The 15,454-nt window shown below is 73.2% G+C and carries 10 protein-coding genes; 6 read left to right on the top strand and 4 right to left on the bottom strand.

Annotation, left to right across the window (positions count from 1 at the left end; translation table 11 throughout):
- Positions 1–136 precede the first annotated feature (136 nt).
- Entirely contained in the window at positions 137–1,858 is a 1,722-nt protein-coding gene (locus ACTWQI_RS19955) for a serine/threonine-protein kinase (RefSeq protein ID WP_443272276.1), read from the bottom strand.
- Positions 1,859–2,320: 462 nt separating this feature from the next.
- Here ACTWQI_RS19955 and ACTWQI_RS19950 point away from each other — a divergent pair, with 462 nt between their 5' ends.
- The 4 genes from ACTWQI_RS19950 (at position 2,321) to ACTWQI_RS19935 (ending at position 10,451) form a co-directional block, all read left to right on the top strand.
- Positions 2,321–6,511, top strand: coding sequence for an FHA domain-containing protein (locus ACTWQI_RS19950; RefSeq protein WP_443272274.1), 4,191 nt, complete (start codon positions 2,321–2,323; stop codon positions 6,509–6,511).
- A 242-nt stretch (positions 6,512–6,753) separates the two neighbouring features.
- Positions 6,754–8,145, top strand: coding sequence for an ABC transporter substrate-binding protein (locus ACTWQI_RS19945; RefSeq protein ID WP_443272272.1), 1,392 nt, complete (start codon positions 6,754–6,756; stop codon positions 8,143–8,145).
- Between the two features lie 15 nt (positions 8,146–8,160).
- A complete protein-coding gene (locus tag ACTWQI_RS19940; protein ID WP_443272269.1) occupies positions 8,161–9,522 on the top strand; it encodes a carbohydrate ABC transporter permease in 1,362 nt (453 codons plus the stop codon).
- Positions 9,523–9,608: 86 nt separating this feature from the next.
- Entirely contained in the window at positions 9,609–10,451 is an 843-nt protein-coding gene (locus ACTWQI_RS19935) for a carbohydrate ABC transporter permease (protein WP_443272446.1), read from the top strand.
- 178 nt (positions 10,452–10,629) lie between these two features.
- Here the strand turns inward: ACTWQI_RS19935 and ACTWQI_RS19930 are convergent, their stop codons facing one another.
- Both ACTWQI_RS19930 and ACTWQI_RS19925 read right to left on the bottom strand, forming a co-directional pair.
- Positions 10,630–12,150: a glycosyltransferase family 39 protein gene (locus ACTWQI_RS19930; RefSeq protein WP_443272266.1), complete on the bottom strand. Its 1,521-nt coding sequence runs from the start codon at positions 12,148–12,150 to the stop codon at positions 10,630–10,632.
- Positions 12,151–12,247: 97 nt separating this feature from the next.
- Positions 12,248–12,478 carry a hypothetical protein gene (locus ACTWQI_RS19925; protein ID WP_443272265.1) on the bottom strand — a complete coding sequence of 77 codons (231 nt, stop codon included), beginning with the start codon at positions 12,476–12,478 and terminating at the stop codon, positions 12,248–12,250.
- A 372-nt stretch (positions 12,479–12,850) separates the two neighbouring features.
- On the opposite strand from ACTWQI_RS19925, the gene ACTWQI_RS19920 reads away from it, so the two are divergent.
- A complete protein-coding gene (locus ACTWQI_RS19920) occupies positions 12,851–13,723 on the top strand; it encodes a glycosyltransferase (protein WP_443272263.1) in 873 nt (290 codons plus the stop codon).
- A gap of 104 nt (positions 13,724–13,827) precedes the next feature.
- Positions 13,828–14,814 (top strand): UDP-glucose 4-epimerase GalE, encoded by a 987-nt coding sequence (gene galE / locus ACTWQI_RS19915; RefSeq protein ID WP_443272261.1) that lies wholly within the window; start codon positions 13,828–13,830, stop codon positions 14,812–14,814.
- A gap of 31 nt (positions 14,815–14,845) precedes the next feature.
- On the opposite strand, the gene ACTWQI_RS19910 is transcribed toward galE, so the two are convergent.
- Positions 14,846–15,385 carry a 2'-5' RNA ligase family protein gene (locus ACTWQI_RS19910; protein WP_443272259.1) on the bottom strand — a complete coding sequence of 180 codons (540 nt, stop codon included), beginning with the start codon at positions 15,383–15,385 and terminating at the stop codon, positions 14,846–14,848.
- Positions 15,386–15,454 lie beyond the last annotated feature (69 nt).

Genomic DNA, 15,454 nt, shown 5'->3' with positions numbered 1-15,454 from the left:
GAGCCCTCTGGAGGCTGGCGTTGACGACAAAGCTACGCGGATACCGGCAGCTGCGTGCCCCGGTCGACGGCAACCGTCACTTCTGTGGGGGAAATCGCCCGCCGGAAGTCGACAAGTCTCCAGGATGGCCGGTCAGTTACGGAGTGCCGGCCCCGCTGTCGATGCCCGAGCCGGAGCTCGTGCCTGAGCTCGTGCCCGATCCGGCCGGCTCCGTCGCAGCGCCGAGTTCGGAGATCCAGTCCGACACCTTGCCGATCAACTCGCTGGTCGCATTCCAGAAGCTCTTGCCCTCGGCGATCCACTCCTGGAGCGGAGTGAGCTCCCAGATGAGCCAGGCCGCCACGATGAAGATCACGATGGTGAACAGGCAGCCCTTGAGGCAGCCCAGCCCCGGGATCCGCATCGGGTTCGCGCTGCGGCGCGGCTCCCGGCGCGGAGCGGGGCGCTCCGGCGGGGGCGGCGGCGGGGCGTACCGCTGCGGCTGGGGCTGCCTGCGGCGCGGCTGCTGCTGGGGCTGCGGCGGGGCGTACGGGGCCGGCGGGGGGCCGCCCTGCGGCTGCCCGTACGGCTGGGGCGGCGGGGGTGCGGGGGCCGGACGGCGCTGCGGACGGCGGCGCAGCAGATCCTCGCTCGGGTCGAGGTACTGGATCTGCGTCTGCTCGTTGCGGTCGCGGGCGGCGGCCATCTGGGTCTGCCAGGGGTGCGGGCCGTCCGGGACGGGCGGCATCGCGCGCGTCGGATCGGCGTCGGGGCCGGGGCCGCCCGGGCCGCTGCCGTGCTGCATGACCTGGGTGGGCTCGGCGTTCGGGCCGTCCGCGGACAGCACGCTGGTCGCGGCGTTCGGGTCGTAGGAGCCCGCGCTGCCCGACGGCAGGAACTGCGTCGCGTCGGCGTCGCCTCCGGTCCCCGCTCCGGCGCCGGTGCCCGTACCCGGGACCGGGGCGGGCGCCGGGTCGGGCGCGAGCAGTGCGGCGACGCCGAGCGCGGCCTCGGCCTGGGCCGCGGAGGCGTGCACGCCGATGCCTCCGGCGACCACGCGCAGGGCGCGGGCGAGGTTCACGGCAGAGGGCCGCTCGTCCGGGTTCTTGCGCAGGCAGTGCTCTATGACCGTCCACAGCGGCTCGGGCACGGTGGTGGGCCGGCGCGGCTCCTCGCTGAGGTGCCGGTGCAGCACCTCCAGAGCGGTGGCCCCGGCGAACGGCGGACGGCCGGTGACCAGTTCGTACAGCAGGATGCCGGCGCCGTAGACGTCGACCGCCGAGGTCTGCGGCCGCCCCTCGGCGGACTCGGGCGCGACGTACGTGGGCGTGCCGACGAACTCCTGGGTGCGCGTCAGGCCGGGCGAGTCCGCCAGCCGGGCGATGCCGAAGTCGGTGAGCATCGGGTGCATCTGGCCGTCGCTGCCGGTGAGCAGGACGTTGGCGGGCTTCAGATCGCGATGCACGACGCCGTCGGCGTGGCTGGCGGCGAGGGCGTCGGCGATCTGCGCCGTGAGGAGGGACGCGGCGACCGGGCTGAACGGACCGTTCTCCCGCAGATAGCGCTGCAGGTCGGGACCCTCGATCAGGTCCATGACCAGGGCGAGGAGATCGCCCTCGACGACGAGGTCGCGGGTCCGGACGATGTTGGGATGCGTGAGCCGCAGGAGCACGGACCGCTCGCGCAGGAAGCGCATCACGACGTCCGGGTCGCTCGCCAGCTCCTCCTTGAGGACCTTGATCGCGACCGTCTCGCCGGGCTGGCCCGGCACGGCCGCCTCGGCACCCGCCGTCTCTCGCTGGCGAGCCCGCCAGACCGTGCCCGTGGCTCCGCGTCCGAGCGGCTCCTCGAGCAGGTATTTACTGCCTACCGGCCGCACGTCATGTGCTCCCTGATCGTCGTCCAACTCTCCTGGGGGGCCGCCGGAAGGCTCGCCGACCCGTTCGACCAACTGTAGTGGCGATGCGCAAGGCTTACGGGCCGACGGCTGCTGCCGACCGGGGCGCCCCGGGGGCTTGCCTGGAAGACGCGGCCCGGGAGCGGATGGTTGCCCGGCCGGAAGGACGTTGCCCGGCACTGTCCCCGAAAGGGCGAACGGGGTGATCGTGTCTGCGCCCCAGCAGGCAGTTTTCGGCCGATGACGTTCCATCCAAGATCGAATGATGGTCATCGCGGGGCGAGGTGTCAGTGGCAGGTGCGAGGATGCATCCAGCACCGGATCGGCGGGGAGCGGGGGTTCCGCCCGACGTGGTGACCTGTACGTGCCGAGGGGCCCGTGCGCGGCGGGGGACAGCAGGCCACCCGCGATGCGCAGCCGGGTCAGAAGGGACCGTAGACGGCGATGCAGATCCGGCTGACCGTCCTCGGGCCGCGTGGCGGCCACGCCCTGCGCGCCTGCGACGTGCTCGTCACTGCTCCGGCCGGCACGGCGCTCGCGGCGGTCGCCGGGGGGCTCGCCGCCGCCGTCGCCGCCGCCTCGCCCGGATCCTCGGGGGCGGAGCCCACGGCAGGCTCCTCCGGATCTGTCGTGCTCTACGCGGGCGCGGAGCGGCTCGACGCGCAGCGCAGCGTGCTGGGCGAGCCGCCGCTGACGGACGGCGCGGTGCTCTCCCTGCACGCTCCGGCCGAACCCGGCCGTCACCCCGGCGTGCCGCATGACGCACCGTCGGACGCGTCGGCGCAGCTCCATGTGGTCGCCGGGCCGGACTCGGGCGGCGTCCATCTGCTGCAGGGCGGCCAGATCCGCATCGGCCGCTCGGCGGACGCCGACGTACCGCTCGACGACCCGGACGTCTCGCGCCTGCACTGCGCGGTGACGGTCGCCGAGGACGGCCGGGTCGCGGTCGCCGACCTGGGCTCGACGAACGGCACCACGCTGTCCGGCACCCCGATCGGCGCCCGTCCCGCCCCGCTCCGGCCGGGCGCGCTGCTCCGCCTGGGCGAGTCGGCCCTCCGGCTGGTCCCCGGGCCGCGCGGCGCGACCGGTGTCGGATCGATGGGCATGGGCCGCTCGCCGCTCCCACCCGCCCTGCCGACGGCCCCGGACGGCGAGGGCCACCTCCGTGTCACCCTGGCGCCGACGCCGGACGACGAGGGCGACCTCCGCCTCGTACCGGCGGCGACGCCCGGCTCACCGGCCGCCCCGGCGCCGGTCGCCGAGACGACCACCACGCCTGGGCCGGCCCCCGCTTCCTTGGCCCCGACCCCGATGGATGGATCCCACAGGGCGCAGGACGCCCACGCTCGGCAGAGCCCGCCCGGTGGTGAGAATCCTCAGGGCGCTCGGCCCCACCCGGCCGTACCGCGCGGAGAGACGCCGGTCCGTGCCGGACCTCACCGTCCGTCCTGGGCCATCGACCCCCACGCGCCCAGCGGAGGCGAGCACCCCGCCGGGCCCACAACTGGTGCGGTCACGGGCACCTCCCTGCCCTTCACCGCACCGGGCGACCGTGGCGAACCGGGCGGCCACGAGCCACGCAAAGCCCGGTCACTGGGCGCCGAGACAGACGCCACTGCGGCTGCCGATCCGGTGCACCACTCGTCTCCGGACACGGGAGCGCACGCCGACCCGCCCAGGCGCGTGCCCCAGGCCGGCGGCGGCAGTGCGGCCAACCGCGTACAGGCGCGGGCGCTCCCGACCGACACGCACGACTTCGACAGTCCTCGCCCCGCCGCTGCGTCACCGCCTGCCGACCGGCATGCCGAACCAGGGTGGACCGACGGCACCGGCGCGCCACCTCCGGCACGCGACAACGGCCCGCACGCCACCGGCCGGGCCACCCCCGACGGGACACTGGGCAGTACGGGTGTGGTGCCCGGCGGCGATGCGGCGCAGGGACCGTCGTCCCAGCAGGCTGCCTCCGGTGGCCCCGGCACCGACGAGACCGGGGCGCACGGCGAGCCCGCCCCATACGCGGCGGGCGGTGCCGGGCACACCGATGCGGAAGCCCCTGCCGGGCCCCGAGGCCCGATGGCCGGGCTGCACCACGACCAGCGCACCCGGGCCGCCGAGCTCAGGCGCCGTGCCGACGGCACGCACACCGGGCAGCGGCGCCTCCCGGGCCTCGGGCACGCCGAGGGCACCATCCCGGAGCCGCGTGACCCGCGAGCGGCGGGCACCGCCGGGGAGGCCCGGCCGCGGCCGGCCAGGATCGGCCGTGGGATAGGAGCGTGGGCGCGGCGGCTCGCCGGGGGACGGGGCGCCGCCGATGGCGAGTACGACCCCGTCGACGATGAGCCGTCCGGCGCGGAGCGCACGCCGGCCGAGTCGGTCGCGCCGGAGCGGTGGCCCGACCCCGCCGAGGTCCTCCTCACCGCCCTCGGCCCCGGCCCCCGCCTCTGGGAGCGCCGTCCCGGCCATCCGGACGCCCTCGCCGTCCGCCTCGGGACGGCCGACCGCCCCGGTGGTCCCGCCCACCCCCTCACCGTCGGCTTGCGCGACGTCGGCTCGCTCGGGCTGGCAGGGCCGCGGGTACGACTGGCCGGGCTCACTCGTTCCGTCGTGGCGCAGCTGGCCGCGCTGCACTCCCCCACCGACCTCGAGATCGTGCTGATCAGCACGGACCGGACCCGGGATGCCGCCGAGCGGCTCGCGGAGTGGTCCTGGCTCGGCTGGCTCCCGCACCTGCGGCCCGGACACGGCCAGGACTGCCGACTGCTGCTCGCCTACGACCGTGAGCAGGCCGCGTCCCGGACCGCCGAGCTGGTGCGCAGGCTGGACGACGGCCCGTTGGGCGCCGGCTGGGTCACCGCCGACCGGGCGACCGTCTCCGCAGCCGCGCAGCGCTACGACGGCCCGTACACCCTGGTGATCGTCGACGGCGACCCCGGCTCCGCCGCGCTGCGCGGCACGACCGCGCGACTGGCGGCCGGCGGCCCGGCCGCGGGCATCCACCTCCTCTGCCTCGCCGAGACGCCCGCCGCCTCACCCTCCTCGCCGCTTGCCAGCACCTTCGAGGCGGCGCGTGCCGCCCCGCCGCCCCTCTCCGAATGCGGAGCCGCCGCGCTGCTCAGCGGCGATGTCGCCACGGCGCTCCGGCTGCTGCCGCTCGGCCCTGCCGGGCCGCTGAACAACGGCGCGGTCGCGACCGTCGACGCCGTATCGGCCGCCTGGGCGGAGCGCTTCGCGCGGGCCCTGGCTCCCCTGCGAGCGGCGCAGACCGCGGACGGCACCGCGGCGAACGGCCGTCCTCCCGGCAGCGCCGGGGGCGTCCCCACGTGGCGGCCGGCGGTGCCCCTGCCCCGTACCGCGCGGTTGCTCGACGAGTTGGGTCTGTCCCGGGCCACTCCCGCCTCGCTACTGGCCCGCTGGGCCGCCGCCGAGGACGCCGGCGGTGCCGAGGGAGGCCGGACGAGTGCCGTGCTGGGCGCGGGACCGCACGGTGCCCTCTCCGTCGACGTGGCCGCCGACGGCCCGCACCTGCTGATCGAGGGCGGGCGGGGTACGGGCAAGACGGAGCTGCTGCGCTCACTGGCCGCTTCCCTGGCCGCCGCGGACCGGCCCGACCGGGTGGCTCTTGCCCTGGTCGACGGCGGCGGGGACGGCGCGCGGTCTTCGCTGCCGGAGCCATCCGGTCCGCGCCCGGCGGAGCCGCACGGGGAGCACGGTGGCGGCCTGCAGATGTGCACCGACCTGCCGCACGTGTCGACGTATCTCACGGCCGCGGATCCCCTCCGTATGCGCGAGTTCTCCCAGGCGCTCGGCACCGAGCTGAAGCGCCGCGCGGAACTGCTCGGGGATCTCGACTTCGCCGACTGGCACCGGCAGCGGACCGTGGCCTCGCGGCTGGTCGCTCCACGGCGCCCCGGCGCGTACCCGGCCGCGGACCGCCAGGGCGACCCCGAGTCCGTGCTGGGATTCCCGATCCCCGTGGGGGTCCCCCCGGCGAAGCCGGGGGGAGCCAGGGGAGGGAGTGTGAAGCTGCGGGCTCGGAGCAGCGGGCGTACGGCGGAGGACTGCGAACCGGCGCCGGGGGACGGGGCGGCCGGCGGTGCGGCGCACCTGCCGAGGCTGCTGGTGCTGGTCGACGACTTCGACGAGTTGGTGGCACCGGCCCTGGGCAGTCCCGGACGGCCCGCGGCGGGCTCGGTGGTACGGGCCCTGGAGACAGTGGCCCGGGAGGGCGCACGGCTCGGTGTCCACCTGATAGCGGCGACCGGCCGCCCGGACCATACGGCGCGGACGGCGGCGGCCGAGCACGCCGGCCTGCGGATCACGCTGGACGTCCTGCCCGCGCGGACCGATGGCCCGGAGGCGGGTGAGGCGTCGGCGGGGCGGGGACGGCTGCTGCGTCGTGGCGACGACTCGGTGACGTGGTTCCAGGCGGGCCGGGTGACGGGCCGTATCCCGCGGACGGCGACGCTGCGGCCGACCGTGGTGCCGCTGGAGTGGGAGCGGATGGGAGATCCGCCGACGCGTCGGCCCCTCCGCGAGCTGGGCAACGGCCCGACGGACCTCGCACTCCTCGCCAGTGCGCTCCAACGTGCGGCGTCCCAGTCCTCGACGCCCCCGGCCCCATCGCTCCTGCCCTGACCGACCGCTGCCCGCCCGCAGGCCGCCTGACGGCCCGACGGGCACAACTCCGAGCAGGCCGGGCCGAGTCACAGCCCCATCACGATCGCCTGATTCGCCGCGAACGCGGTATTGCGGCTGCTCACGTTCCGGGCGTAGACCTGTCGGACGGAACGTACGGGGAGCACATACGGCGCGGCCGACTGCGGGTGCGCCCGACAGCTGCGCTTCCCATGGCGGAGACCAGGGGAGGTCGGCAGGTCATGCGACGCACAGTCAGAGCACGACGTAGCAGGCGCACCACCCGAGCCGCATGGGCGATCGTCGCCGCGGGCGCACTCGCTCTGACCGCAGCGGGCTGCGGCGGATCAGGCGCCGACAAGGACAAGGACTCCGCAGACGGCGGCGGCGCGAAGGACCGCGCACCCACCGTTCAACTGCCCAAGTTGGACGGCCAGACGTTGCAGGTCGCCGCCGTCTGGACGGGCGCCGAGCAGAAGAACTTCACCGCCGTGCTCGACGAGTTCGAAAAGCGCACCGGCGCCGAGGTGTCCTTCGTGCCAACCGGCGACAGCATCTCCACGTTCCTCGGTACGAAGATCGAGGGCGGGGAGCCGCCGGACGTCGCGATGCTGCCGCAGGTCGGCGCGCTCAAGCAGTTCGCCGAGAAGGGCTGGCTCAAACCCGCGGGCAGTGAGGTGACGGCCCAGCTCACCAAGAACTTCTCCCAGGGCTGGCAGGACCTCGGCGCCCACGACGGCAAGCAGTACGGCGTCTACTTCAAGGCCGCCAACAAGTCCCTGGTCTGGTACAACACCGCTGCCTACGAGAATGCCGGCGTCGGCGAGCCGAAGACCTGGGAGGAGTTCCTGGACACCGCCCGGACGATCTCCGCCTCCGGGGTCCCCCCGGTGTCGGTCGGCGGTGCCGACGGCTGGACCCTCACCGACTGGTTCGAGAACATCTACCTCTCCCAGGCCGGCCCCGAGAAGTACGACCAGTTGGCGAAGCACGAGATCAAGTGGACGGACCCGTCCGTCAAAGAGGCGCTCGAGACGCTCGGCGAGCTCTTCGGCGACAAGACCCTGATCGCGGGCGGTCCGAACGGCGCGCTGCAGACGGAGTTCCCGAAGTCCGTCACCCAGACCTTCGCCGGCGGTGACACCCCCGAGGCCGCCATGGTCTTCGAGGGGGACTTCGTCTCCATCAACATCGCCAGCGACACCAAGGCGGAGATCGGTTCGGACGCGAAGGTCTTCCCGTTCCCGGCCGTGGGCGACCAGGCGCCGGTGGTCAGCGCCGGTGACGTGGCCGTGGCGCTGGAGGACGGCAAGGGCGCGCAGGCGCTGCTCACCTTCCTGGCCTCCACCGACGCCGCGGAGATCTGGGCGGAGAAGGGCGGCTACATCTCACCCAACAAGGAGCTCGATCTCGCCGCGTACCCGAACGACGTCCAGCGCGACATCGCCAAGGCGCTCATCGAGGCCGGCGACGACTTCCGCTTCGACATGTCCGACCAGGCCCCCGCATCCTTCGGCGGCACCAAGGGCGAAGGCGAGTGGAAGGCGCTCCAGGACTTCCTGAAGAGCCCGAAGGACGTGGCGGGTGCCCAGCGGAAGCTGGAGGCCGACGCCGCCAAGGCGTTTCGGAACTGACGGGCAGTCAACGCCATGACGACAGCGACCGCGGGGGGCGCGGCCGCGCCCGGCACGCCGCCCTCCGCCACCTCACGCAAAGGAAAGGGCGCGCTGGGTACCCGCCCCTGGGCGGCGGCCTGCTTCCTGCTGCCCGCCCTGGTGCTGCTCGGCGCACTCGTGGTCTACCCGATCGGGTACACGGTGTGGCGCAGCCTCTACGGCGCCCTCGGCGACGACTTCGTCGGCCTGGACAACTTCCGCGAGATGTTCTCCGACGACGGCACCCTCACCGCCCTCAAGAACAACCTCATCTGGGTGGTGGTCGCCCCGGCGGTCTCCACCGCACTCGGACTGATCTACGCCGTGCTGACCGAACGCGTCCGCTGGGGCACCGCGTTCAAGCTGATCGTCTTCATGCCGATGGCGATCTCGATGCTCGCGGCCGGAATCATCTTCCGGCTGGTGTACGAGCAGGACCCGGACCGCGGCGTGGCCAACGCGGTGTGGGTGGGGGTGCACGACACCTTCGCCGAGGCCTCCGCGTATCCGGGCGCGCACCCCCTGCCCACGGCCGATCTCGCCGAGTCCGGCGGCGGCTCCTTCACCACCAGGACGGCCGTACGGCCCGGGGATGCGGCGATGCTGCCGCTCGTCGGGGTCAAGGCCGGGACGATCCCGGAGGACGCGCCCGACGCCAAGGCCGCGGAGACGGCAGCCGGGAAGATCACCGGCACGGTGTGGCTGGACTTCGTCAAGGGCGGCGGCGGCCGGCCCAATGTCATCGACCCGGGCGAGAAGGCCCTGTCCGGGATCACGATCGAGGCGGTGAAGGGCGGCACAGTGGTCGCCACCGCCGAGGCCGGCGAGGACGGCAGGTACGCGCTGCCCGCCGGCAAGGCCGAGGGAGCGCATCTGCGGCTGCCCGCCTCGAACTTCCAGGAGCAGTACAACGGCGTGGACTGGCTCGGCCCGTCCCTGGTCACCCCCGCCATCATCGGGTCGTACGTCTGGATGTGGGCGGGCTTCGCGATGGTGCTGATCGCGGCGGGCCTGGCGGGCGTACCGCGCGAGCTCCTGGAGGCGGCGCGGGTCGACGGCGCCACCGAGTGGCAGGTCTTCCGGAAGGTGACGGTGCCGCTGCTCGCGCCGGTGCTCGCGGTCGTCCTCGTCACCCTGATGATCAATGTGCTGAAGATCTTCGACCTGGTCTACATCATCGCGCCGGGAGCGACCCAGCACGATGCGAACGTGCTGGCGCTGGAGCTGTATCTGCGGTCCTTCGGCACGTCCGCCGACCAGGGAGTCGGCAGCGCCATCGCGGTGCTCCTGCTGCTGCTGGTCGTGCCGGTGATGATCGTCAATGTCCGCCGGATCCGGAGGGAGGGCCGACGATGACCGCCCCGACGTCGGCGGATACCGTGCCCGCACCCCATGACCAGGGCAACGGCGGGACAGGGAGGGCGGCGAAGGCCAGGCCGTCGATGGCGTCCCGGCTGGCGGCCCGGGCGAGCGGCGGCGTGACGCAGGTCTTCCTGGTCCTCGTCGCGCTGTTCTGGCTGATGCCGACCCTCGGCCTGCTGATCTCCTCGCTGCGTGACTCGACCGACATCGCCACCTCCGGCTGGGGGGAGGTCTTCACCGCCCCCGCACAGCTCACCACGAGCAACTACGCCGAGTTGCTCGGCAATGACACGATCACCCAGTCCCTGCTGACCACCGTGACCATCACGGTTCCGTCCACGGTGCTCGTCGTGGTCATCGGCGCGCTGGCCGGATACGCCTTCGCCTGGCTGGAGTTCCCGGGCCGGGACTGGTTGTTCCTGCTGGTGGTCGGGCTCCTGGTGGTCCCGGTGCAGGTGGCGCTGATCCCGGTGTCCAAGCTCTTCAACAGCCTGGGGATCTTCGAGACGACGGTCGGCGTGGTCGTCTTCCACACCGCCTTCGGGCTCCCGTTCGCCGTGTTCCTGCTGCGGAACTTCTTCGCGGAGATTCCACGCGAGCTGCTGGAGGCGGCGCGGCTGGACGGCGCGGGCGAGGTCCGGCTGTTCACCAGGGTGGTGATGCCGCTCGGCGCTCCCGCCATCGCCTCGCTCGGCATCTTCCAGTTCCTGTGGGTCTGGAACGACATGCTGGTGGCGCTGATCTTCGCGGACAGCGGTTCGCCGCCGATCACGGTCGCTCTGCAGCAGCAGGTGCGGCAGTTCGGCAACAACATCGATGTGCTGGCGCCCGGCGCCTTCGTCTCGATGGTGATCCCGTTGGCCGTGTTCTTCGCCTTCCAGCGGCAGTTCGTCTCGGGAGTGATGGCGGGCGCCGTGAAGTAGCTCGTACTTCCGCGTGCGACGTACGCGCGGGCAGGCCCCGACCCGTACGAGCCGGAGCGCGGTCGGGCACCCGGGACCCGACGCGTAGCGGCCGGGCGCGCGAGGCCGAGTCGGCAGTGCCCCGCGGGCAGCGGCCGGGTGGGCGGGGCCGGCTGAATGGCGGGCAGCTGCGCGGCGGTCAGTTGTGCACGTACAGGTGCACGCTGCCGCCGCGCATCCGCTTCACACTCTCCCGGTGGAACGCGTCCGAGAGCACCTCCTGCTTGACCCGCTCCCCGGGCTCCTTGAAGACCCGCGGCTGGTCGGAGTCCTCCCGGTCCAGCAGCCACACCCGCCCGGCCTTCGACAGCGCCTCGCGCAGCCGGTCCGGCGGCAGTTCGGTGCCGTACAAGGTGCCCGATGTGGCCGGCGATTTGGCCAGCGCCACATCGAGCAGGTTCGCGAACGCCTCGGGGTAGGCCACCGCCACCTTGCGCCGGCTCCCGGAGAGGAACAGCACCGCGTCACCCGGTTTCGCCTGCTGCCGCACCAGGTCCGCGATGGCCCGCAGGTCCTCCGGCCGGCTCTCCGGGGAGCGCACATGCCGGTGGGCGGCCAGCTGCCCGCCGAGCACCAGCGACACGACCAGCGCCGCCGCCAGCGGCATGCTGCCCCGCCAGAGCACGGGGGCGGTGATCCGGTCGATCCCGTGCGCGGCGAGCAGGGACAGGCCCACCACGGCGTACAGCACATGTCGCTGGTCGTAGACGGGAGACAGCTGCGACACGGCGATGAGCAGGGCCGGCGGCACCACCAGCAGCGGCAGCCCGACCTTGATGACCGTGAGCCGGGGCATCCGCAGCACCCGCGCCTCCAGGACACCGCGCCGGGGAGCGAAGAGCGCCGCCGCGGCGAGCAGCAGCACCAGGCAGGCGACCCAGCCGGACGGCCCGGCGAAGGACCGTACGAGCCGGGCCACCGCGTCCCATCCCGGCACGCCGGTCCACGAGCTCGCCGTGTCGCTCTGTCCGCTCGCCAGCCAGGCGACCGGCGTCATGGCCAGGACCGCGAACGCGGCCGAGACGCCCCAGCGCAGCCAGTCGCGAGCGTCACTGCGGGCCAGCAGGAGCGTCACCGCGTGCGCGCCCAGCACCAGCAGCGCGAAGGGCTGCAGCACCGCGGCGAGCGCGGCACTCATGGCGTACCAGCCCCACCAGCGCAGTTCGCCGCTCTCACAGCCGCGGACCAGGAAGTACGTGGCGGTGACCACGAAAGCCGTCACGAGCGCGTACGAGCGGGCCTCCTGCGCATAGAGGCTCACCAGCGGCACCACCGCGAAGAGCGTGCCGGACACCATCCCCACCCGAGGCCCGGCGAGCCGGCCGCCGATCGCCGCGACGACGGCCGCGGCACAGCACATGGCCACCAGCGAGGGCAGCCGCAGCATCATCTCGTCCGCGCGCAGCCGCAACAGACCATGGATCAGCAGATAGTAGATCCCGTGGACCGCATCGAGGTTGCCGGTCAGCTGCCAGAGCTCTTCCGGGGTGCGGCGGGCGGCCGACCAGGTGGCGGCCTCGTCGCTCCACAGGCCGCGCCGGTCCAGGTCCCACATCCCCAGGGCCGCCATCGCGGCAGCCGGGATCAGCAGGGTCGCGACGGGCGTCCGGCGCGCCACCGAGACCGGTTGGAGCGGGATCTTCACCTCGGTTGTCACCATCGACGAGCTCCTGTTCTTGGCTGTCCGCCTTTTGATTCGGCATCAGCGCGGGTGCGCTTGATCCCCCGTCCGATCCCCTTGGCACTGCCGTCGGCTCTCACCGCGCGGGCCCTGTACGCGCCCGGACGGCCGGGGGCGGCCCGTTCCGCTCATGGAGAGCGACCGTGCCGCTGCGTACGCCCACGCGGGAGAGCTCGGTGAAGTCCTGCCGGAGTGTGGCGAGTTTGGCCTGCTCCCGTCGGCTGCGCCGGAACCACTCCTGCTCCTCGATGCCGGCCCCGGCCACCATCCACACCCGTTCGATCCGGCGCAGCCGTTCCCGGAGCACGCGGGGCGGCACCTCCCGGCCTCGAGGGTCCCGGAGACCCTCGGCACCCAAGCCGGTCCCGGGCACGGCGCCGCGCCCAAGCCTGCGGCACCGGGCGCGTCCTGCGGCTCGACTGCGCCCGGCACGTGCGCGGTCGTGCCCCGTTCGGGCGTATCCGTCCCGGAGCCGACGGCCGGATGGCCGGAGGCCGTGGACGTCGACGCGGCGGACGGCGGACCGACCGGCAGGGCCGGGCCGTCAGGCTGCGGCAGCGAGGGGTCCGCGGTGCGCATGACTCGATCTTGCCCGCTGATCTGGGCAGATTCGATGAAAAAACGCAACTCTCGTCACTGAAATAGACTCTTTGCACATATGGCACCAGAAGCGCACCCGATGACGACCACGGCGCCGCCCCCGGCGACCCAGCCGGAGCCAGAGCCGGAGCCGCTGGTCGGCGTCATCGTGATCGGGTTCAACGACTCCGAGCACATCGGGGACGCCGTGCTCTCCGCGCTCCGCCAGGGCCCGGCCGTCGCGGAAGTCGTCGTGGTCGACGATGCCTCCACGGATGCCACGCCCGAGGTGCTGAAAGGCCTCGCGGCACGCGACGCCCGGGTCCGTGTCGTACGCCGTACGAAGAACAGCGGCGGCTGCGGCACCCCCGCAACCACGGCCTGCGGCACGCCACCGCCGCCCGTATGTCATGTTCTCGACAGCGACGACGTGCTCGGGCCGGGCGCCGTCGACGCCCTGCTCGCCGCCGCCGTACGCCATGACGCACCCGTCGTCGCGGGCGCCTGCGTGCGCCGTGAACTGCCCGACCGACGAGATGTTCCCTGGCAGCCCGCGCTCTTCCTCGAGGAGTCGGTGCACGACTCCCCCGCCGACCGGCCCCGGCTGGTCCGCGACACCCTGTGCGTCAACAAGATGTACTCCCGCGCCTTCCTGACCGAGCACGGCATCACGTTCCCGGAGGGCGCCTTCCGGTACAGCTCCTGCTGGACCTGGACGCGCTGGCCGGCCGTGGCGGCTCGGACCCGGACGTCTGGGACGTACGGGCCCGGGTGCTCTGTGCGGACGGCTCCTCGGTCCGCACCGCAGTGCGGGCGGTGGTCCCGGGCTGCGGCGTACGGTCCTCCTGTCCTGGCGCCACGGCGTACTGCAGGTCCAGCCGTACCCCACGGCGGGGACGCTCGCTGGCCGTCCGGATCGCCCGCGGGCCGCGGGCCGCGGTGGTGCTGGCAGGCCGTAAGCTGCGCCATGTGACCGCCCGCTGCCGTCGGCCGGCCGGATGAGCAGCCGGCCCCCGACCGGCTGAGGACCGACTGGCCGAGGACCGACCGGTGGCCGACCTTCGCGACAGGAGAACGATGTCCTTCTTGATCACTGGTGGAGCCGGATACATCGGTGCCCATGTCGTGCGGGCCATGACGGAGGCGGGCGAGCGGGCCGTGGTGCTCGACGACCTCTCCACGGGTGACGCCGCCAGGGTGCCTCACGATGTCCCACTGGTCCGCGGCTCGGTCCTGGACCGGGCGCTGGTGGACCGTACGATCGCCGAGCACGGCGTGACCGGCGTGGTGCATCTGGCGGCGAAGAAACAGGTCGGTGAGTCGGTCGAGCGCCCGCTGCACTACTACCGCGAGAACGTCCACGGACTGACCGTGCTGCTGGAGGCCGTGGCCGCCGCCGGGGTGAAGAACTTCGTCTTCTCCTCCTCCGCCGCCGTCTACGGCATGCCGGACGTCGACCTGGTCACCGAGGACACCCCCTGCGTGCCGATGAGCCCGTACGGCGAGACCAAGCTGACCGGGGAATGGCTGGTCCGGGCCACCGGGCGCGCGCACGGCATCGCGACCGCGTGCCTGCGCTACTTCAACGTGGCGGGCGCCGCCACCCCCGAACTCGCCGACACCGGCGTCTTCAACCTCATCCCGATGGTCTTCGAGAAGCTGACCGCGGGCGAGCCGCCGCGCATCTTCGGCGACGACTACCCGACCCCCGACGGCACCTGCATCCGCGACTACATCCACGTCGAGGATCTGGCCGACGCCCACCTGGCGGCCGCCCGGAGGCTCGCGGAGGAGGACTGGACGGGGGACCTGACGGTCAACATTGGCCGGGGCGAAGGGGTTTCGGTCCGCGAGATGACCGCCCTTATCGCCGAGATCACGGGCTACACCGACCTCGTCCCGCAGGTCACCCCGCGCCGTCCCGGCGACCCGGCGCGCGTGGTGGCGGCCGCCGCGCTCATCGCCAAGGAGCTGGGCTGGACGGCCCACCACGACGTACGTGACATGATCCGCTCGGCCTGGGACGGCTGGTGCCTCCGCCACCCGGCGGCCCGCCGCCCCTGAGCGGGGGGCCGGGAGTGACGAGCCGCGCTCGTCACTCCCGCAGGGCGAACATCTCTCGGTCATGCCACGTCACGCCGTCGCAGACCATGAGGTGCACCTCCGAGACGCGGGCGACGATGGGCAACTCCGCCCGGAGACTCGCTTCCACGGCGTCGAAATCCTCCGAGCTTCCGTACTGGGCGATCGTCAGGTGAGGAAGAATGTCGGCGAACTGCCCTCCATACGGCGGCGCTTCTGGCCATCGGTCCGCAACGGCCCGAGTGAGATCCCGCAGAGGGCGGTCCGGTGCCGGTGTCAGATAGAGCACCTCGGGGAACCGCCCGCAGACCTCGAAGCGCACATCGAACACCTCGTGTCCGCCCATCAGTTCAGCGAGGGCGGCCAGGACCCCGGAGTCCACGCGGCTCTCGTCGAGGAATGGAAAGAGCACGGTGACATGCGCGGGAACCCCCGCCCGGACCGAGGGATCGAGCCGCTCACGCCATCTGCCGACGACCGGCTCCGCCTCCGGAACCGCCACGATAAGAGCCGTCTGCCCGGCCTGGAATACGCCTGAGCCTCCCTCTGCCATGACACGGATGATGCCACCGGATCCCACCTGGGTCTCGGCAATCCGGACGGGAGATCTGACGGTCAAGTC

The sequence above is a fragment of the Streptomyces sp. KR80 genome (assembly GCF_052245555.1).
Lineage (GTDB): Bacteria > Actinomycetota > Actinomycetes > Streptomycetales > Streptomycetaceae > Streptomyces.
Note: the sequence above shows the minus strand (reverse complement) of the source record. Positions and strands in the feature narration are given on the sequence as shown.

What these genes read in the sequence shown, in the direction of transcription:
- ACTWQI_RS19950 (WP_443272274.1), top strand. Translation starts at nt 2,321, where the DNA reads ATGCAGATCCGGCTGACCGTCCTCGGGCCGCGTGGCGGCCACGCCCTG.
- ACTWQI_RS19945 (WP_443272272.1), top strand. Translation starts at nt 6,754, where the DNA reads ATGCGACGCACAGTCAGAGCACGACGTAGCAGGCGCACCACCCGAGCC.
- ACTWQI_RS19940 (WP_443272269.1), top strand. Translation starts at nt 8,161, where the DNA reads ATGACGACAGCGACCGCGGGGGGCGCGGCCGCGCCCGGCACGCCGCCC.
- ACTWQI_RS19935 (WP_443272446.1), top strand. Translation starts at nt 9,609, where the DNA reads ATGGCGTCCCGGCTGGCGGCCCGGGCGAGCGGCGGCGTGACGCAGGTC.
- ACTWQI_RS19930 (WP_443272266.1), bottom strand. Translation starts at nt 12,150, where the DNA reads ATGGTGACAACCGAGGTGAAGATCCCGCTCCAACCGGTCTCGGTGGCG.
- ACTWQI_RS19920 (WP_443272263.1), top strand. Translation starts at nt 12,851, where the DNA reads ATGACGACCACGGCGCCGCCCCCGGCGACCCAGCCGGAGCCAGAGCCG.
- galE (WP_443272261.1), top strand. Translation starts at nt 13,828, where the DNA reads ATGTCCTTCTTGATCACTGGTGGAGCCGGATACATCGGTGCCCATGTC.
- ACTWQI_RS19910 (WP_443272259.1), bottom strand. Translation starts at nt 15,385, where the DNA reads ATGGCAGAGGGAGGCTCAGGCGTATTCCAGGCCGGGCAGACGGCTCTT.